Source organism: Mesorhizobium sp. NPDC059025, assembly GCF_042739655.1.
GTDB lineage: Bacteria > Pseudomonadota > Alphaproteobacteria > Rhizobiales > Rhizobiaceae > Mesorhizobium.
In genome coordinates this window covers 445,803-463,442 of record NZ_JBHYIM010000001.1, presented here as the reverse complement: position 1 = coordinate 463,442, position 17,640 = coordinate 445,803, and the positions used below count along the sequence as shown (strand labels likewise).

At 61.2% G+C, this 17,640-nt stretch carries 19 protein-coding genes; 11 read left to right on the top strand and 8 right to left on the bottom strand.

Annotated elements, in window-relative coordinates:
• Positions 1 to 10 precede the first annotated feature (10 nt).
• A complete protein-coding gene (gene coaD, locus ACFWYE_RS02155) occupies positions 11 to 511 on the bottom strand; it encodes a pantetheine-phosphate adenylyltransferase (protein ID WP_379070288.1) in 501 nt (166 codons plus the stop codon).
• Between the two features lie 190 nt (positions 512 to 701).
• Here coaD and ACFWYE_RS02150 point away from each other — a divergent pair, with 190 nt between their 5' ends.
• Complete coding sequence (locus ACFWYE_RS02150; protein WP_260854895.1) at positions 702 to 836, top strand: hypothetical protein; 135 nt, start codon at positions 702 to 704, stop codon at positions 834 to 836.
• A 24-nt stretch (positions 837 to 860) separates the two neighbouring features.
• Here the strand turns inward: ACFWYE_RS02150 and ACFWYE_RS02145 are convergent, their stop codons facing one another.
• The 3 genes from ACFWYE_RS02145 to ACFWYE_RS02135 form a co-directional block, all read right to left on the bottom strand.
• Positions 861 to 1,340 (bottom strand): GNAT family N-acetyltransferase, encoded by a 480-nt coding sequence (locus ACFWYE_RS02145; RefSeq protein WP_379109306.1) that lies wholly within the window; start codon positions 1,338 to 1,340, stop codon positions 861 to 863.
• 255 nt (positions 1,341 to 1,595) lie between these two features.
• Positions 1,596 to 4,391, bottom strand: a complete 2,796-nt coding sequence (gene gyrA, locus ACFWYE_RS02140) for a DNA gyrase subunit A (protein WP_379109304.1) — start codon at positions 4,389 to 4,391, stop codon at positions 1,596 to 1,598.
• Positions 4,392 to 4,623: 232 nt separating this feature from the next.
• A complete protein-coding gene (locus ACFWYE_RS02135) occupies positions 4,624 to 5,514 on the bottom strand; it encodes a helix-turn-helix transcriptional regulator (RefSeq protein ID WP_379109302.1) in 891 nt (296 codons plus the stop codon).
• A gap of 84 nt (positions 5,515 to 5,598) precedes the next feature.
• On the opposite strand from ACFWYE_RS02135, the gene ACFWYE_RS02130 reads away from it, so the two are divergent.
• The 3 genes from ACFWYE_RS02130 to ACFWYE_RS02120 all read left to right on the top strand — a co-directional run bounded on the left by ACFWYE_RS02130 (position 5,599) and on the right by ACFWYE_RS02120 (position 7,246).
• The gene (locus tag ACFWYE_RS02130) at positions 5,599 to 6,126 is read left to right on the top strand and encodes a hypothetical protein (RefSeq protein WP_379070275.1); all 528 of its coding nucleotides are present in this window, start codon (positions 5,599 to 5,601) and stop codon (positions 6,124 to 6,126) included.
• A gap of 40 nt (positions 6,127 to 6,166) precedes the next feature.
• Complete coding sequence (locus ACFWYE_RS02125) at positions 6,167 to 6,544, top strand: VOC family protein (protein ID WP_379070273.1); 378 nt, start codon at positions 6,167 to 6,169, stop codon at positions 6,542 to 6,544.
• 72 nt (positions 6,545 to 6,616) lie between these two features.
• A complete protein-coding gene (locus ACFWYE_RS02120; protein ID WP_379070270.1) occupies positions 6,617 to 7,246 on the top strand; it encodes a MarC family protein in 630 nt (209 codons plus the stop codon).
• Positions 7,247 to 7,284: 38 nt separating this feature from the next.
• Here the strand turns inward: ACFWYE_RS02120 and ACFWYE_RS02115 are convergent, their stop codons facing one another.
• The 3 genes from ACFWYE_RS02115 to ssb form a co-directional block, all read right to left on the bottom strand.
• A complete protein-coding gene (locus tag ACFWYE_RS02115; protein ID WP_379070268.1) occupies positions 7,285 to 7,710 on the bottom strand; it encodes an OsmC family protein in 426 nt (141 codons plus the stop codon).
• Positions 7,711 to 7,739: 29 nt separating this feature from the next.
• Entirely contained in the window at positions 7,740 to 8,660 is a 921-nt protein-coding gene (locus ACFWYE_RS02110; RefSeq protein WP_379109300.1) for a 5'-methylthioadenosine/S-adenosylhomocysteine nucleosidase, read from the bottom strand.
• Between the two features lie 64 nt (positions 8,661 to 8,724).
• A complete protein-coding gene (ssb, locus tag ACFWYE_RS02105) occupies positions 8,725 to 9,267 on the bottom strand; it encodes a single-stranded DNA-binding protein (protein WP_379109299.1) in 543 nt (180 codons plus the stop codon).
• Positions 9,268 to 9,503: 236 nt separating this feature from the next.
• On the opposite strand from ssb, the gene ACFWYE_RS02100 reads away from it, so the two are divergent.
• The 7 genes from ACFWYE_RS02100 (at position 9,504) to ACFWYE_RS02070 (ending at position 16,598) form a co-directional block, all read left to right on the top strand.
• A complete protein-coding gene (locus ACFWYE_RS02100; RefSeq protein WP_379109297.1) occupies positions 9,504 to 9,818 on the top strand; it encodes an ArsR/SmtB family transcription factor in 315 nt (104 codons plus the stop codon).
• Positions 9,815 to 10,264, top strand: a complete 450-nt coding sequence (locus tag ACFWYE_RS02095; protein WP_379109295.1) for an SRPBCC domain-containing protein — start codon at positions 9,815 to 9,817, stop codon at positions 10,262 to 10,264. Before ACFWYE_RS02100 ends, ACFWYE_RS02095 begins: the two co-directional genes overlap by 4 nt.
• Positions 10,265 to 10,281: 17 nt before the next feature.
• Positions 10,282 to 10,887: an ATP-dependent Clp protease proteolytic subunit gene (locus ACFWYE_RS02090; protein ID WP_379109293.1), complete on the top strand. Its 606-nt coding sequence runs from the start codon at positions 10,282 to 10,284 to the stop codon at positions 10,885 to 10,887.
• Positions 10,888 to 10,967: 80 nt separating this feature from the next.
• On the top strand, positions 10,968 to 11,255 hold the full coding sequence (locus tag ACFWYE_RS02085; RefSeq protein ID WP_379109291.1) for a hypothetical protein: 288 nt from the start codon (positions 10,968 to 10,970) through the stop codon (positions 11,253 to 11,255).
• A 751-nt stretch (positions 11,256 to 12,006) separates the two neighbouring features.
• The gene (gene uvrA / locus ACFWYE_RS02080; RefSeq protein WP_379109289.1) at positions 12,007 to 14,928 is read left to right on the top strand and encodes an excinuclease ABC subunit UvrA; all 2,922 of its coding nucleotides are present in this window, start codon (positions 12,007 to 12,009) and stop codon (positions 14,926 to 14,928) included.
• On the top strand, positions 14,925 to 15,332 hold the full coding sequence (locus tag ACFWYE_RS02075) for a DUF302 domain-containing protein (RefSeq protein ID WP_379109287.1): 408 nt from the start codon (positions 14,925 to 14,927) through the stop codon (positions 15,330 to 15,332). The genes uvrA and ACFWYE_RS02075 overlap by 4 nt, the downstream gene beginning before the upstream one ends.
• Before the next feature lie 459 nt (positions 15,333 to 15,791).
• Entirely contained in the window at positions 15,792 to 16,598 is an 807-nt protein-coding gene (locus ACFWYE_RS02070; RefSeq protein WP_379109285.1) for a DUF72 domain-containing protein, read from the top strand.
• 77 nt (positions 16,599 to 16,675) lie between these two features.
• Here ACFWYE_RS02070 and ACFWYE_RS02065 read toward each other — a convergent pair whose 3' ends face one another.
• Positions 16,676 to 17,455 (bottom strand): PopZ family protein, encoded by a 780-nt coding sequence (locus tag ACFWYE_RS02065; protein ID WP_379109283.1) that lies wholly within the window; start codon positions 17,453 to 17,455, stop codon positions 16,676 to 16,678.
• Positions 17,456 to 17,640: the final 185 nt, after the last annotated feature.

Here is a 17,640-nt window from a genome sequence, read left to right as displayed (position 1 = left end):
GGGTCAGGACCTATTTCGCGAATTTGGCTTTGAGCGCGCCGGCGACTGCGACCGGCACAAAGGGACGAATGTCGCCGCCCATCGAGGCTATCTGGCGGACCAATGTGGCGGTAATCGTGCGCACCGAAGGGCTCGCGGGCAGGAAGACTGTCTGCAACTCCGGAGCCATTGTCTCGTTCATGCCGGCCATCTGCATCTCGTAGTCGAGATCGGTGCCGTCACGCAGGCCACGGATCATGATGGATGCGCCGTTCTTGCGGGCCGCGTCAATCACCAGGCCGGTGAAGGAGACGACACGAATGCGCTTGGCCTCGCTGCCGAATTCGGCGGCGGCAGCCTTTTCGATCAGCTCGGAACGCTCCTCAAAGGAGAACAGTGGCGTCTTCGACGCCTGGATGCCGATGGCGGCGTAAACCGTATCCGCTATCGCAAGCGAGGCCTTCAGCACATCGAGATGGCCGTTGGTCAGAGGATCGAAAGAGCCGGCATAGAGAGCGATGCGTTCAGTCATGATGCTGCTTCTAGCGGGCACCGGGCCGGAACGCAAATGGGTGGCCGGACTGCGGCGTGAACCCTTCATCAACCATGAACAGCAGATGAACGGCGCGATCACACACGGTTAAAGTCTGTTCACGTACAGATGATCATGCGCGGTGAAACCAATTCACCTTCTGCTCGTTTAGGGAACAGGAGATTAAGCCATGATGATCCTCATGCTCGCCACCGCAATGACCGTAGCCATGCTGATCGCGACCGTTTTCGGCCTGCATCAGGAAGCCGAGCGCGTGCGCCTCGACGACCTCGATCGCCGTCACCGCTTCGGCAAGCGCCGGTAGAGATTCGACTGGAGATTGGCTCTGTCAGCCTTGGCTGGTGAGACGTTTCTCCATATCCACGACAGTCCAGCCCGGTCGCTTTGGGTTGGCCCGCCTGCCGGTTTCCCGATAGCCATAGGCTGAGTACAACGCGATGTTTCGTTCCATCCGGGCGTTGGTGTAAAGCTTCACCAGATCGACCCCAGCTTCGGCCGCTTTTTCTTCAGCCCAGTCAAGCAGGCGGATGCCGAACTTCTTTCCCTGAAACTCCGGTGCTATCGCGACGGAAAAGATCAGGACGTGGTCGACATGTCGTTCGAGAACGATCAGTCCAGCGAGCTTGCCTGAGAACTCCAGCAACCACACCTGCCCGGCCTCGACACGCGGTCTGTAATCCTCAGTGACAGGAATCGGCGGTGCGCCAAGCAGATGCGTATACGCCGCATAGGCTTGTTCGGTCAGCGCTGCCACGGCCACGACATCGGACAGGTCTGCCAGGCGCAGAATAGCCTTGGTCTGATCCATTCGTTTTTCCCGCTTTGTAAGGCACCTGCCCGACACCATAGGCATGATGCACCACAGACCAATGCGCCACTCGGGCGAAGTCGGTTGGGCAAGAATGCGGACAGGCCAATACCCCGCGAGGCTGCGAGGACCTGGGTGAAGACCAGCGCCGGCCAACCCAAAAAGAAAGGGCGGCCTGGAGAGCCGCCCTTTCAGAAACATCATGCACTTCCTGCACTTGGGCCAGATAGCTCACAAGCGATCCATGCAGTCAGGTCAGGCTTCGTCGCTCGTGTTGCCGTCGCCTTCGGCTGGGCTGTCGCTTCCCTCGGCCACGTCTTCGTCACCGGGCTCATCTTCGCCCTGCGGTTCCGAAATGCGCTCCACCGACACCACCTTCTCGCCCTCGGCGGTGTTGAAGATGGTGACACCCTTGGTGGCGCGGCTGGCGAACCGGATGTCGTGTACCGGTACGCGGATGACCTGACCGCCGTCGGAAACCAGCATGATCTGATCGTCGTTACCGATCGGGAACGCCGCCACCAGTGGACCGATTTCCCCCGCTTTCGATACGTCGGTGGCCCGGATACCCTTGCCGCCACGGCTGGTCAGACGGAAGTCATAGGACGAAGACCGCTTGCCGTAGCCATATTCGGTCACGGTCAGCACGAACTGTTCGTGCTGCTTGAGGAATTCATAGCGCTCGTCGGACAATTGCGCTTCCTCCGAAACCTCCTCGTTGGTCAGCGCGACCTCTTCCTCTTCTCCAGCACCTGCCAGGCGACGCTCGGCGACCGAACGCTTGAGATAGGCCGCGCGCTCCGCCGGATCGGCGTCGACATGCTCGATGATCGCCATCGAAATAGCGCCATCGCCTTCGGCGAGATTGATGCCGCGCACGCCCTGTGACGAGCGCCCTGCGAAGATACGTACGTCCGAAACCGGGAAACGGATACACTGGCCGGTGTTTGCGGTGAGCAGCACATCATCATTGTCCGTGCAGGTCTCGACAGCCAGGATGGCATCACCTTCCTCGTCGAACTTCATCGCGATCTTGCCGTTGCGCTTCACGTCGACGAAATCCGACAGCTTGTTGCGACGCACGGTGCCGCGCGTGGTGGCGAACATCACGTCGAGTTCGCCCCAGCTCGTCTCGTCTTCCGGCAGCGGCATGATGGCCGTGATGCGGTCGCCATTCTCGATCGGCAGCATGTTGATCAAGGCCTTGCCACGAGATTGCGGATTGCCGATCGGCAGGCGCCAGACCTTTTCCTTGTATACGATGCCGCGCGACGAGAAGAACAGGATCGGCGTGTGCGTGTTGGCAACGAACAACCGCGTAACGAAATCCTCGTCCTTGGTCGACATGCCCGAACGGCCCTTGCCACCGCGGCGCTGCGCCCGGTAGAGCGACAAAGGCACACGCTTGATGTAGCCCGAGTGCGAGACCGTAACGACCATGTCCTCGCGCGGGATGAGGTCCTCGTCCTCCATGTCCGAGCCGGCGTCGGTAATCTCGGTCCGGCGTGGCCCGCCGAATTCATCGCGCACGGCGATGAGTTCGTCTTTGACGATTTGCTGGATGCGCGCGCGGGATGCCAGAATCTCAAGAAAATCAGCGATTTCGGCGCCGATCTTGTTCAATTCGTCGGCGATCTCGTCGCGACCCAGCGCGGTCAGGCGCTGCAGCCGCAGCTCGAGAATGGCGCGAGCCTGCTCTTCGGACAGATTGTAGGTGCCGTCCTCGTTGATGCGATGGCGCGGATCGTCGATCAGGCGGATCAGCGCCTCGACATCCTCAGCCGGCCAGCGGCGTGTCATCAACTGGTCGCGCGCCGACTGCGGGTCAGGCGCACTGCGGATCACCTTGATGACCTCGTCGATATTGGCAACCGCGATCGCTAGGCCAACCAGGACGTGCGCGCGGTCTCGCGCCTTGCGCAGCAGGAACTTGGTGCGCCGGCTGATCACATCCTCGCGGAACGCGACGAAGGCGTGCAGCATATCGAGCAGCGTCATCACTTCCGGCTTGCCGCCGTTGAGAGCGACCATATTGGCGCCGAACGACGTCTGCAGCGGCGTGAAGCGATAGAGCTGGTTCAGGATCACCTCGGTATTGGCATCGCGCTTCAGCTCGATCACCACGCGGTAGCCCTGGCGATCGCTCTCGTCGCGGATGTCGGAAATGCCTTCGATGCGCTTTTCGCGCACCAGTTCGGCCATTTTCTCGATCATCGAGGCCTTGTTTACCTGGTAAGGCACCTCGGTGATGACAATGGCTTCGCGATCGCCGCGTATTTCCTCGACATGCACCTTGCCGCGCATGACAACCGAACCACGGCCGGTCGAGTAGGCATTGTAGATGCCGGTGCGGCCAAGGATCAGGCCACCGGTCGGGAAGTCCGGACCGGGGATGATCTCCATCATCTCGGTGAGGTCGATGGCCGGATTTTCCATGACGGCGATGGCGCCGTTGCAGACTTCCACCAGATTATGCGGCGGAATGTTCGTGGCCATGCCGACGGCGATACCGCCAGCACCGTTGACCAGCAGCGCCGGAAAACGCGCAGGCAGAACACGCGGCTCCTGCCCCGATGCGTCGTAGGTATCCTGGAAGTCGACGGTATCCTTGTCGATATCCTCCAGCAACTCATGCGCGACCTTGGTCAGGCGCGATTCCGTGTAGCGCATGGCCGCCGGTGGATCGCCGTCGATCGAGCCGAAATTGCCCTGCCCGTCGATGAGCGGCACGCTCATCGACCAATCCTGAGCCATGCGTACCAAGGCGTCGTAGATAGAAGCGTCACCGTGCGGGTGGTACTTACCCATCACGTCGGCGACCGGGCGCGCCGACTTCACATACTTGCGGTTCCAGTGATAGCCGCTCTCATGCGAGGCAAACAGGATGCGCCGGTGCACCGGCTTCATGCCGTCGCGCACATCGGGCAGCGCTCGGCTGACGATCACGCTCATGGCGTAATCGAGATAGCTGCGCTGCATCTCCTCGATAATGGAAATCGGTTCGATGCCGGAAGGGCCGTCCGGCCCTTGTGGTGTATTCTGGTCGGTCAAAATAGATCGCAATCAGCTGGGAATCACTGACTTCTTATATAGGAAAGCCGCGCCATTCTCCAATGCGAGGGCGCGGTTTTTCGCCACGCAACCGATGTTTTCCAGTGCTTATTTTTCAAGTTATTTCAAATAGATAGACAGATCGAAGAAACACGGCGCGAATGGCGTCCGGCAGATTGTGGCGGCGGTGTGAAATACGCTGGTCGATTGCCGCCGCGTCAACCGCGAAATCTCACCCGCGACAACCTGAGGTCGTGAGGGATTTTGCTTCCCGGGCGTATAGCCGGCGCAATTCCGCACCAGGCTTGCCGGAGAGCCTGTATCGGCTTGGCGTTTGCCCCATGACCTTTCGGAAACGGCGATTGAAGGTCGACAGATCGCCGAAACCCGCCTCGAAGGCGATCTCCGAAACAGCGTCTCGGGAGATCCGCAGCCGGACGGCGGCACGATGCAGCCTTGTCCGCAGCAGAAACTGATACGGGGTCATGCCAACGATCGCGCGAAACGAGCGCAGGAAATGGTATGGGCTGGTCGCGGCTCGGTCCGCCAATGCGGACAGCGAGAGATGCTCGTCGCCCCGGCTCTCGATGAGACGGATCGCTTCGGCGACGCGCTTTTCATCACGTTGGTTGGTCTTTGCCGGCCTTCCCGGCAATCCCGTCAGCATGGTCAGCGTGGCACCTGCCAGCCGGAGCGCGACTTCCTCGAGTTCGTCGGCATCGCCTTCACGGCGTGCGACCTCGGTATCCGCGAGGAGCGCGGGAAGCTCCGGGCATGCCGGCAGCTTCGGCGCATCGAATCCGCGATGCTTCGCTCCGGGCACATCGACCAGAACGTCCTCCAGCATCTCGGGCGAAAACTGAAAGGACAGGCAACGATCACCGCTGCTGTGGTCATGCCCGCATTCGAAACATGTCCTCGCATTGCCCAGCAGCAGGGCGCCCGGCGTCATCACCGCCGTTCCTTGCTGCGAGCGATAGCGGAAAGTGCCGCTCGCAACGACTGCGATACAGAACGAGCCGTGCTCTTCCTCGAAAGGCCGTTCGCCAGCCGTCGCAGTGCAGACAATGTCGGCCACGCTCCATCCGGCTTTCCTGGCAAGGATCCGCACCTGCTGGCTCATGACCGCGATTTAGCAATTTTTCCCAAGCCCGGACAGCCGGCAAGCGCTACGCCGGCCATATCTCCTGACAGGTTTGAGGTCGCCATGCATCACCCGAACTCCTTCTCCGAAGCCCTGCAAGCGCCAGGCCCCTTCGCTGCCCACGCAGACAAGCTCGCGCTCTACGGTCGCTTTGTCGGAGCATGGAGCTTCGATGCAAAACGCTGGACCGATGACGGCAAGCTGCTGACTGGCCACGGCGAGATCCATTTCGGCTGGGCACTGGAGGGACGTGCCATCCAGGACGTCTGGATACTGCCTGCGCGCAACGCAGGACCTTCGCCGGAGCTCGGCCCCTGGACGTTCTACGGCACGACGCTGCGGATCTACGACCCCGGTATCGATGCCTGGCACATCCTGTGGAGCGATCCGCGCACGCAATACCACAGCCGACAGACCGGCCGCGCTGAAGGGGCGGACATCGTCCAGATCGGCGGCGATGGCAGCGGAACACGGACACGCTGGCGCTTCACCGAAATCACCGACAACTCATTTCGCTGGCTTGGGGAACGGGCGGACGGCGAAGGAGACTGGAACCTGCAAGTTGAATTCCTGGCACGACGCGCCGCGTGACGTCCTTATCCCATCAATACAAACTCAAACGAGGTTCAAAATGCTCGACCATGTCTCGATCGGCGTCGCCGACCCCTCCCGCTCCAAGACTTTCTATGACGCGGTTCTGTCGCCGCTCGGCTATTCGTGCCTCAGCGAATCCGTGGGGTCGCTAGGTTATGGCGGCGATCAGATCTCACTGTGGATTCTCGAGGTCGCACGACCGGTTCCAGCCGATATGGGATCGGGGCTTCACTTCTGTTTTGCCGCGCCAACTCACGACAGTGTCCGCGCCTTCCACGCGGCAACCCTTGCTCATGGCGGCAACGACAACGGCAAAGCGGGCCTGCGCGCCGACTATGGCGATAGCTATTTCGCGGCCTTCGCCATCGATCCGGACGGCTATCGCATAGAGGCCTGTTGCGGCTCAGGCAGCTGACCGACTGAGCGTTGGCAACTTCCCCATATTCGCGCTACCAATGGCCTGGTTGTCGCGAGAGAGGGGAACGGCATGCCGAGCTACGAAAGCCTGTTCAACGCCTTCGTGACACTGCTCGTGACCATCGACCCGCCGGGACTCGCCCCGCTTTTCCTTGCCGTGACGCGCGGCATGAATCGTGAGCAGCGAAGCCAGGTATCCGTTCGCGCCTCGATCATCGGCTTTCTGGTCATCGCGCTGTTTGCGGTGGCAGGCGCCTCGATCCTTTCGGTGTTCGGCATCACATTGCCTGCTTTCCGCGTAGCCGGCGGCTTCCTGCTGTTCTTCATCGCCTTCGAGATGGTTTTCGAGCGCCGGCAGGACCGCAAGGAAAAAAGCGCGGATGTGGCGATCACCAAGGATCACATCCACAACATCGCGGCTTTCCCGCTGGCGATCCCGCTGATCGCAGGCCCCGGCGCCATTTCGGCCACCGTCCTGCTGTCCAGTTCGTTCCAAGGCCTTGGAGGGCAGCTGGCGCTGCTCGGCATCATCCTCGCCTGCCTGCTCATCACCTATCTGGTGTTCGTGCTGGCGGAGCGCATCGACGGCATTCTCGGCCAGACCGGGCGCTCGATCCTGACCCGGCTGCTCGGCGTGATCCTTGCCGCGCTCGCCGTCCAGTTCGTGGCCGACGGTATCAAGGCTCTGGCAGCGAGCTGACCGACCCAACGTACAATCGCACTGCCTTGCAGGCTGCCTCAGCCGGCAGCGGTATCGACCACCTCGAAATCGTGGGTAACGGTCGCCGTCTTGCCCATCATGATCGAGGCCGAGCAGTATTTTTCCGCCGACAGCTGAACCGCCCGCTTGACCTTGTCGTGTGACAGTCCCTTGCCTTTGACGATGAAGTGCATGTGAATGCGCGTGAACACCTTCGGATCGGTCGCTGCACGATCGGAATCGAGTTCCACGACACAATCCTCGACCTGCTCGCGCCCCTTTTCGAGGATGTGCACAACGTCGATGGCCGAACAGCCGCCCGTACCGATCAAAAGCAGTTCCATGGGGCTCGGGCCGGGTGTCTTGCCGTCATCGCCATGCGTCGTGCCCAGAACCAGCTTGTGGCCACTGCCGGACTCGCCCACGAATGTGCGACCCTCGACCCATTTGATCCGCGCCTTCATCCCTGCTTCCCTGTCTCTTCGCGTCCGTCCTACGGCATTTCGGCCAGCAATGCCTTGACGACATTGGCTGAATTCGTTGACGCCAGTGCCATGAAAGTCGCCATCTGATTGGCGCCTTCTCCACCGCCGGCGAGGTCCGACAGGCTGCGCACCGCCAGGAACGGAACGTTGTTGCTGTAGGTCACATGTGCGACCGCGGCACTTTCCATGTCGAGCACCTTGGCATCGAATGTCTTGTGCACATAGTCACGAAATTCGGCATTGTCGACGAAAGCCTGGCCGGAAACACCATTGCCGCCGACGATGATCTTCGGCGGGCTGGCAAGGCATTTGTTCTCGGGTGCACAGGCCTGCAGCTCCAGCCTGGCAGCGACCTTGCGGGCAGCGTCGAGCAAGGCCGGATCGGACGGGAACCAGAATTTCGTCTCTTCGGCGGTATCGCCCTGCCTGGTAACCGTCACAGAGCGCGGCACGATCATGCCGTAGCCCGCAAACTGATCCTTCGGGATGAAGGGCGGAATTTCGTAACCGTCGCCGACCTTGCGGGCGAAAACCGCTTCCAGATATTCGCCCCACTGATCGGCGACGACGACATCGCCGATGCTGAGGGCCGGGTCGACGCCGCCGGCAATGCCGGAAAACACCACGGACGTCACGACAAACCGGTCGAGCGCCACCTGCATGGTCATGGCCGCATTGACCATGCTGACGCCACTCAGGAACAGCACGACGTCCTTACCGGCCAGCTTGCCGATGATGAACTGGCGGCCGTTGATCTCGTGTTCGGTTCGATCCGACAGATCGGCCTGCAGCGCCATCCATTCAGGTGGGAAGGCCGACACGACCGCGATGCGCGGCTTGTCATCGAGCCGCTCCGCAGCCGAAACGGCAGCGGACAACATGGTGAAGAACAGCAGGCCGATCGCAATCAGGCGTGCGAATGCACTCATGCCGTAGCTCATCGCCGGATCACCAGGTCATGTCTGTGGGCTGGGGAATTCCGCCCATCAGCAATCAGAACGGGATTTCATCGTCCAGTTCGCGCGAACCGCCACCGCCGCCACCGCGATTGCCGTTTCCACCGCCAAAGCCGCCACCAGCCGAGCCGCGGCCGCCACCGCCACCGAAGTCGCTCGGGCCGGACTGGCCAAAGCTGTCGCGGTTGCCACCGGAATAACCGACCTGGCCACCTTCGCCCTGCCCGCCACGCGCGTCGAGCATCTGCAATTCGCCCCGGAATTTCTGCAGCACGACTTCGGTCGTATAACGCTCCTGGCCGCTCTGGTCCTGCCATTTACGGGTCTGCAACTGACCCTCGACATAAACCTTCATGCCCTTCTTCAGATACTGCTCGGCCACCTTGGCGAGCTGGTCATTGAAGATGACGACGTTGTGCCACTCGGTCTTTTCCTTGCGTTCGCCCGAGTTCTTGTCGCGCCAGCTTTCCGAGGTGGCGATACGGATGTTGACGACCGGCTCACCCGAGTTCAGCCGGCGGATTTCGGGATCCGCACCCAGATTCCCCACCAGAATGACCTTGTTGACGCTGCCAGCCATCACACTTCTCCGCGCTCGTCCGAAACCAGAATTCTCGCCGCACCATATAGGCTGAGGAACCTGCCCGCCTCCACGGACATGCCTTTCCCACAACGTTTTTTGTTCTATTTCTGTTCTAGTTCCCGCACTGGCTATTTGTCAAGGAATGTCAGCAAAAGTGCCGGCCTGGCTTCATTTCAGGTCCTCGCCCCGAGAAGGCTCTTGCCAAACCAATAAGTATCCACTTATGTTTTGGTATGATCGAATCCGAAATCTTCAAGGCCCTGGCCGACCCGACACGGCGCGCGCTGTTTGAACGGCTGGTCGACGACGAGATGACCGTCTCTGAACTGCGCGCCGGCACGCCGGTGTCCCAACCGGCGGTCTCCCAGCATCTTGCCGTGCTGCGCGGCGCCGGGCTGGTGAGAGAACGCCGTGTCGGCCGCAATGCCTTTTACCGAGCCGCCCCGGAAGGATTATCGCCGCTGCTCACCTGGATCGAACGCTACCGCACCTTCTGGCCTGATCGCATCGAAAGGCTGAAGACCGTGTTGAAGGAGATGGATCAATGACCTCGCCCAGCCGCGATGACATCGTTGTTGAATGCGATCTGCCGGAAGCGCCAGAAAAAGTTTGGCGCGCACTCACCGAGCCGGACATCGTCGCGGCCTGGTTGCTGCCGAACGACATCAGGAGCGAAACCGGGCAGCGATTTTCGCTCGGCGCCGAGGGCCGCATCGCCTGCACGGTGCTTGAGGCGGAACCTGGCCGCCTGCTGCGCTATTCCTGGCGCGAAACAGGCGGATCCGGTGCGGGAGAGGGGTTCGACAGTGTCGTCACCTTCGAACTGACACATGCCGCCGACGGCGGCACGCATTTGCGTGTCGTGCATGACGGCTTTGTCTCAACGGCCGCCTGCAACATGTCCGAAGCGGGCTGCAGCGTCGCCGTCGATGCGCCCAAGCCCACCAGAATTTTCACTGCGGCCAACACGCCGCAATGGCGCATGGCCGCCTGAACGGGAGGAATCAACATATGTCCGGTGTCGCCAATCTTGTGCCGATGGTGATCGAGCAGTCGAGCCGCGGCGAGCGTGCTTTCGACATCTTCTCCCGGCTGCTGCGTGAACGCATCATCTTCGTCAACGGCCAGATAGAGGACAACATGGCCGCCATCATCTGCGCGCAATTGCTGTCGCTGGAGGCGGACAATCCGGACAAGGAGGTGTCGCTCTACATCAACTCACCCGGCGGCGTGGTCAGTTCCGGCTTCGCCATCTACGACACGATGCGTTACATCTCCTGCCCGGTGTCGACAGTCTGCATGGGCTTTGCGGCTTCGATGGGTTCGTTCCTGCTGATGGCTGGAGACCCGGGCAGGCGCATCGCGCTCCCCAACAGCAAGATCGTGCTGCATCAACCGCTGGGCGGCTTCCAGGGCCAGGCCTCGGACATCCAGCGGCACGCCGAGGACATCCTGAAAACCAAGCGGCAGATGATTGATCTCTATGCCCAGCACTGCGGGCGCACGGTCGAGGACGTCGAGAACACGCTCGACCGAGACCACTTCATGAACGCGGAGGAAGCCAGGGCATGGGGCCTGGTCGACCATGTCTACGACACGCGCAAACGGGCGGCCTAGGACAGCCAGATCGTCGTCCATCCAATCCGATGGATCGATGGGCACTGGTCGTCACGGGTCAAGACGCCTATGTTAGCACTATGACCATCGCCCGCCTCTCGCCATCATCGTGTCTGACTGCACTTGCAGTTGCCCTTTTTTCGACAGCGACAGGATTTGCCGGGGAAGCCGGCAAGCAGGCTGCAAAGCCCCTGCCCGGCGTCAATGGCGGCTACAGCATCGTCAAACCAGCCACACCGCAACCGGAGCCGGACGATTATGATCCAGCCTCCGGCCGCCAGTTCAAGGTTGGCAACACGGACGTCCGCATTTCCGGCTCGGTGATCGTGGATGTCGGTGCAGGCAACCTTCCTGCCCCACGCCGGTAGTCCAAGCAAAATCCGGCGATCCGTACCTCCGACAGCCGTGTTGTCGGCGCGACCTGCCGCAAATCGCAGATATCGCCGAGCGCGTATCACCTCAAAAGAACAGCCCCGCCGCTGCGCCTTGGCATGCGGACGGGGCTTTTTAGGGCTTTACCCAGTTTTTCCGGGAGCGTTTTACCGGCTTTGGGTTTCGGGTGCTTCGCGGCTCGCGGCCGACGACCCGACTAATGGTCTCTGATTGTAAGGGGATCGGCAGGTCACGGTTTGCGCGGGAAAGGCTCCGCCTTTCCTGACACCTATGCCCGCCGTGGCTCCAACGACAGATGGAGCCTGAAGGGACTGTCCGGTGGGGTCATGCCTCGCTCCTGTTGCTGGTTGCTCTTGCCGTCTGCCCGAACTCTCACTCGTTTTGGTCTGCGGCGCCTCGCAGACCGCCTTCCGGCTCGAGGATCGCCACGGGGCGATCGGTTCAGGCGACGGCTAACCTTGCGCCTTCACTTCCGCAGCGTCAACCGGCGGCCGGGCGATTACGGAAATTGTGATCGGAACGGTCCGGAACGTCACGTTCTGCTGACATCGCATTGTCAGGAGCGCGTTCAGCCTTTGTTCTTTTTTGCTTGCCCGCTCGCGCGAAAGGCGGTTAAACGCTCAAAGTAGCCGGAGAGTCTCGATCTCGCGGTGAAAATACCCATATGAGCGGGCGGCGGCTGGGTTCGCCAATCCGAAACATTGCAAGCTGAGGCGGCGGAGCGGCATGGCCGACCATAAGTACATTTCCATTCGCGGCGCGCGCGAACACAATCTGAAGAACGTCGACCTGGATCTGCCGCGTGACAGTCTCGTGGTGATGACCGGCTTGTCCGGTTCAGGCAAATCGTCTCTCGCCTTCGACACCATTTATGCCGAAGGGCAGCGCCGCTACGTCGAAAGCCTTTCGGCCTATGCCCGCCAGTTCCTGGAGATGATGCAGAAGCCGGACGTCGACCAGATCGATGGTCTGTCGCCCGCCATCTCGATCGAGCAGAAGACGACGTCGCGCAACCCGCGTTCGACCGTCGGCACCGTTACCGAAATCTACGACTACATGCGCCTGCTTTTCGCGCGCGTGGGCGTGCCCTACTCGCCGGCCACCGGCCTGCCGATCGAGAGCCAGACCGTTTCGCAGATGGTCGATCGCGTGCTGACCCTGGAGGAAGGCACCCGCCTCTACATCACGGCGCCAATGGTGCGTGGACGCAAGGGCGAATACAAGAAGGAGTTGCTGGAGCTCCAGAAGAAGGGCTTCCAGCGCGTCAAGGTCGACGGCACTTTCTATGAGATCGCCGATGTCCCGGCGCTCGACAAGAAGTACAAGCACGACATCGACGTCGTCGTCGACCGCATCGTCGTGCGTGCCGATCTCGCCACGCGCCTGGCCGACTCCATGGAAACGGCACTGAAGCTGGCCGAAGGACTCGCCGTTGCGGAATTCGCCGATCGGCCGCTGCCCGCGGAGGCCACGGCAGAAGAATCCGCTTACAAATCCAAGAACGAGACGCACGAACGTATCCTGTTTTCGGAAAAGTTCGCCTGCCCGGTTTCCGGATTCACCATCCCGGAAATCGAGCCGCGGCTGTTCTCCTTCAATAACCCGTTCGGCGCCTGTCCGACCTGCGATGGCCTTGGCAGCCAGCGCGCCATCGACGAAAACCTGGTTGTGCCGGACGACAATGTGACCTTGCGCGACGGCGCGGTGGCACCGTGGGCGAAATCGACCTCGCCCTACTATTCTCAGACGCTGGAAGCGCTGGGCAAGGTCTATGACTTCAAGCTTGGCGACAAGTTCAAGGATCTGAGGGAAGACGCCAGGCAGGCCATCCTGCGCGGCACCGGCGAGCGCGAAGTCACTTTCAACTATGACGACGGCCTGCGCTCCTACAAGACCACCAAGACCTTCGAGGGTGTGATACCCAACCTCGAGCGGCGCTGGAAGGAGACGGAATCGGCATGGATGCGCGAAGAAATCGAGCGCTTCATGGCTGCCACGCCGTGCCCTGCCTGCGGCGGCTATCGATTGAAGCCCGAAGCGCTGGCCGTGAAAATCGCCGGCAGACATATTGGTGAAGTGACGGAGCTGTCGATCCGCAAGGCCGACCTGTGGTTCAATGAACTGCCGACGCAGCTCAACGAAAAACAGAATGAAATCGCCATCCGTATCCTGAAGGAAATCCGCGAGCGGCTGCGTTTCCTCAACGATGTCGGCCTCGACTACCTGACGCTGTCGCGCAATTCCGGTACGCTCTCCGGCGGTGAAAGCCAGCGTATCCGCCTCGCCTCGCAGATCGGCTCGGGTCTTACCGGCGTGCTTTATGTGCTGGACGAGCCTTCGATCGGCCTGCATCAGCGCGACAATGCACGTCTGCTGGAAACGCTGAAACACCTGCGCGACATCGGCAATACGGTGATCGTCGTCGAACATGACGAGGATGCGATCCTGACTGCCGACTATGTTGTCGACATAGGACCGGCAGCAGGCATCCATGGCGGCCGCATCATCGCCCAGGGCACGCCGCGCGAAGTCATGGCCAACCCGGCCTCCATCACCGGCAAATATCTTTCCGGAGAGCTCGAGGTTGCGACGCCCGCCGAACGACGCCCCGGCAAGAAGGGCAAGCGCGTCAAGGTTGTCGGTGCCCGCGGCAACAATCTGAAGAATGTGACCGCCGAGTTCCCGCTCGGCACCTTCACGGCGGTAACCGGTGTCTCTGGTGGCGGCAAGTCCACCTTCCTGATCGAGACATTGTTCAAGGCCGCCTCGCGCCGCATCATGGGTTCGCGTGAACATCCTGCCGAGCATGACCGCATCGAGGGCCTGGAGTTCCTCGACAAGGTCATCGATATCGACCAGAGCCCGATCGGCCGCACGCCGCGCTCCAATCCGGCGACCTATACCGGCGCCTTCACGCCGATCCGCGACTGGTTCGCCGGCCTTCCGGAAGCCAAGGCGCGCGGCTATCAGCCCGGCCGCTTCTCCTTCAACGTCAAGGGTGGCCGCTGTGAGGCATGCCAGGGTGATGGCGTCATCAAGATCGAGATGCACTTCCTGCCGGACGTTTATGTCACCTGCGACGTCTGCCATGGCAAGCGCTACAACCGCGAAACGCTGGACGTCACTTTCAAGGGCAAGTCGATCGCCGATGTGCTCGACATGACCGTTGAGGAAGGCGTCGAGTTCTTTGCGGCGGTGCCTGCTGTGCGCGACAAGCTGATAACGCTCAATCAGGTTGGCCTCGGCTATATCCACATCGGCCAGCAGGCCACCACGCTTTCGGGTGGCGAGGCGCAGCGCATCAAGCTCGCCAAGGAACTGTCCCGCAAGGCGACCGGCAAGACGCTCTACATCCTCGATGAGCCGACCACAGGCTTGCATTTCCACGATGTGAAGAAACTCCTGGAAGTGCTTCATGAGCTGGTCGACCAGGGCAACACGGTGATCGTCATCGAACACAATCTCGAGGTCATCAAGACTGCCGACTGGGTGCTCGACCTCGGCCCTGAGGGCGGTGACGGCGGCGGTGAGCTCGTTGCCTCCGGCACGCCGGAGGATATCGTCGCGGAACCACGCAGCTACACCGGCCAGTTCCTGAAGGAACTGCTGGAACGTCGGCCGAAAGGCAAACGAGAGGCCGCCGAGTGAGCGGCAGCCAGGGCATCGTCTCCGTCGAGAGCCGGTTCGGGGTAACCGAAACGCTCGATCGGCTGGCGGAAACCGTGACCAGGCTGGGTCTCCATGTCTTCGCGCGTATCGACCACATGGCCGGGGCGCAGGATGTGGGTCTGCTGCTTCGCCCGACGCAGCTTTTGATCTTCGGCAACCCGAAGGGCGGCACACCGCTGATGCAGGACAGGCAGATTGCCGGCATCGACCTGCCGGTGAAGGCGCTTGCCTGGGAAGATGAACACGGCAAGATCTGGCTTTCATACAACGCCGCTGAATGGATCGCGGTCCGACACGGGCTGGGTGACGCCAGCGTCGCCGCGGTCCAGGCGATTGCCGGCGGTATGGACAAGGTCATCGGACTGGCGGCCGGCCGGGAATAACGCCGCGGCCGCTTGTTGGCGACCCACTGCTGGCCGGCATGACACCCGTGATTGGCAAGGCCCGGGATTGGCAAGCAAGGACTCGAGACAAAAAAAGAGCAGACTTTCGCCTGCTCTCCCCTAGCATTTGGCAGTAACGCGGCCGTTGGCACCGCGCACCGCCCCCGAGCCAAAGAACCGGGAGAACGGTATTAACGGTCTATCTCATTTTAGCGCATCTTAATCCAAGGTACATACCTCAAATGGGGGAGGCCCAAGGCTTCGGGCCGGATCTCAGAGACCGGGAAAGCGGCATGTTCACGACGCGCCAGCCGATTTCTCCACACCATCTGAACGTCGTGAAATGCTGAACGGAATTGGCAGGATGATCGTCACGGTCGTTGATTTCGGATGGCTTGTGACGCCTTACCGTGGTTGCCTATGCCCATTCGAGACTGAAGCAGATATTGGAGGGATGGAATGAGTACAGCTGGAAAAATCCGGTCGGGCATGGGCGGCTGGACGTTCGAGCCCTGGGACACATCATTCTACCCAGGGACACTGTCGAAGGCCAAACAGCTCAACTATGCCTCACGGCAGGTTCCGACCATCGAGGTCAACGGCACCTACTATTCGACCTTCAAGCCGCCAACATTCGCCAAATGGGCGAAGGATGCTCCAGACGATTTTGTGTTTTCGTTGAAGGCGATCCGTTTTGCGACCAACCGCCGGGTGCTGGCTGAGGCAGGCGAATCGGTGCAGCGCTTCCTCGATTCAGGCGTTTCGGAACTCGGCGCCAAGCTCGGGCCTATTCTCTGGCAATTCGCGCCGACCAAGCGCTTCGACGCCGACGACTTCGGCGCGTTCCTGGCACTTTTGCCCGAAAAGCAGGACGGCGTGACGTTGCGCCATGCCGTGGAGGTTCGCCACGATTCTTTCATCGTGCCCGAATTCGCAGCACTGGCGCGCAAGCACGCTGTGGCGATCGTATATGCCGACCACGCCAAATATCCGGCAATCGCCGACGCAACTGGCGGCTTCGTCTATGCGCGGCTCCAGACCGGCAGCGACGACAATCCCGATTGCTACACGCCCAAGGCCCTCGACCAATGGGCGGAACGTGCAAGGACCTGGGCTGCGGGCAAGGAACCCGGCGACCTGAAGCGCGCTGATCCCGACACCCAGGCAGAGGTGAAGCCGCGCGATGTGTTTGTCTACTTCATCACCGAAGGCAAGGTCCGCGCCCCGTTCGGCGCCATGGCGTTGATGAAACGCGTCGGGGCTTGAAACCAAAGAAGCGAAACCCGCCTCGATGGAGGCGGATTTCGCTTATCAGAAAAAACCGGTGAGTTTCGGCGCCGGCGTCAGGAACCTCGCGCAACGCGCTCGATTTCCTCACGCACGAGGCGCTCGACCAGCGTCGGCAGGTTGTTGTCCAGCCAGTCCTGCAGCATCGGGCGCAGCATCTCGGCGGCCATGTCATCGAAGGTCTTCTTGGCCCGACCAGCGAAAGCTTCGGACAATTCCTCGAAGGAAGCCGCGACCTGACGGCTCGTATGTTCGGAGATCAGCGCAGGCCGCAGCGCAGCGCTTTCAATTGCGGGTTCATGCCGGATCGTGAACTCAGCCGGCTCATCTGTCACATCGTTGCCGGGCTGCGTCGTGAGAACGCTATGTTCCTGGCCAGGAATTTCGTCGGCGCGGGTGTCGGAACCAAGCTCCACCTCGCGAGGCCAACCGGTACGAAGCTGACTGACAGCCTCATCCCTTTCGACAACCGGTTGCGGTGCTGCGGCAGCAGGCTGTTCGGACGCTGTCAGCGCGCCGATTTCGGCCAGCGTGATCACAGGAGCAGCCGGGCGCTGCTCTGGCGAGGCGGTGGCGAGTTGCGCCTGGACGTCAGCCAGGCTGATGGGCTTGCCCGGCAGTTCGTGATGCAATTCGCTGCGGAAAGCATCAACCTCGGGAACGATGTTGCCGACCGGTTCGGATCGCGTGGTGATCGGTTCGATGTCCGGGCGCGTATCGATCGCCTCCATCGCAGTCTTGCGGCCGGTGTCGCTGTCTTCGATGATCCTGCGGATGGAAGCCAGGATCTCTTCCATCGAAGGTTCGCGTTGCGCGCTGCTTGCTGCCGTGGCCATTGTCACATTCGCCGCCCTGGAAACCTGTTGCATTTTCGGCCGGCACCAAGGCCGGCTCGAATCACCGCTCAAGCGTAACCGACCGATTGCAATCAGAGAATCCCCAAACCGGGGACTCGTGCTGTTTCAACAGATTAGAGCAATCCCCGCAAACGCAGGCAGCGGTCTTGCGTCCGAAACTGCTT

What these genes read in the sequence shown, in the direction of transcription:
- coaD (WP_379070288.1), bottom strand. Translation starts at nt 511, where the DNA reads ATGACTGAACGCATCGCTCTCTATGCCGGCTCTTTCGATCCTCTGACC.
- ACFWYE_RS02150 (WP_260854895.1), top strand. Translation starts at nt 702, where the DNA reads ATGATGATCCTCATGCTCGCCACCGCAATGACCGTAGCCATGCTGATC.
- ACFWYE_RS02145 (WP_379109306.1), bottom strand. Translation starts at nt 1,340, where the DNA reads ATGGATCAGACCAAGGCTATTCTGCGCCTGGCAGACCTGTCCGATGTC.
- ACFWYE_RS02135 (WP_379109302.1), bottom strand. Translation starts at nt 5,514, where the DNA reads ATGAGCCAGCAGGTGCGGATCCTTGCCAGGAAAGCCGGATGGAGCGTG.
- ACFWYE_RS02130 (WP_379070275.1), top strand. Translation starts at nt 5,599, where the DNA reads ATGCATCACCCGAACTCCTTCTCCGAAGCCCTGCAAGCGCCAGGCCCC.
- ACFWYE_RS02125 (WP_379070273.1), top strand. Translation starts at nt 6,167, where the DNA reads ATGCTCGACCATGTCTCGATCGGCGTCGCCGACCCCTCCCGCTCCAAG.
- ACFWYE_RS02120 (WP_379070270.1), top strand. Translation starts at nt 6,617, where the DNA reads ATGCCGAGCTACGAAAGCCTGTTCAACGCCTTCGTGACACTGCTCGTG.
- ACFWYE_RS02115 (WP_379070268.1), bottom strand. Translation starts at nt 7,710, where the DNA reads ATGAAGGCGCGGATCAAATGGGTCGAGGGTCGCACATTCGTGGGCGAG.
- ACFWYE_RS02110 (WP_379109300.1), bottom strand. Translation starts at nt 8,660, where the DNA reads ATGAGTGCATTCGCACGCCTGATTGCGATCGGCCTGCTGTTCTTCACC.
- ssb (WP_379109299.1), bottom strand. Translation starts at nt 9,267, where the DNA reads ATGGCTGGCAGCGTCAACAAGGTCATTCTGGTGGGGAATCTGGGTGCG.
- ACFWYE_RS02100 (WP_379109297.1), top strand. Translation starts at nt 9,504, where the DNA reads ATGATCGAATCCGAAATCTTCAAGGCCCTGGCCGACCCGACACGGCGC.
- ACFWYE_RS02095 (WP_379109295.1), top strand. Translation starts at nt 9,815, where the DNA reads ATGACCTCGCCCAGCCGCGATGACATCGTTGTTGAATGCGATCTGCCG.
- ACFWYE_RS02090 (WP_379109293.1), top strand. Translation starts at nt 10,282, where the DNA reads ATGTCCGGTGTCGCCAATCTTGTGCCGATGGTGATCGAGCAGTCGAGC.
- ACFWYE_RS02085 (WP_379109291.1), top strand. Translation starts at nt 10,968, where the DNA reads ATGACCATCGCCCGCCTCTCGCCATCATCGTGTCTGACTGCACTTGCA.
- uvrA (WP_379109289.1), top strand. Translation starts at nt 12,007, where the DNA reads ATGGCCGACCATAAGTACATTTCCATTCGCGGCGCGCGCGAACACAAT.
- ACFWYE_RS02070 (WP_379109285.1), top strand. Translation starts at nt 15,792, where the DNA reads ATGAGTACAGCTGGAAAAATCCGGTCGGGCATGGGCGGCTGGACGTTC.
- ACFWYE_RS02065 (WP_379109283.1), bottom strand. Translation starts at nt 17,455, where the DNA reads ATGGCCACGGCAGCAAGCAGCGCGCAACGCGAACCTTCGATGGAAGAG.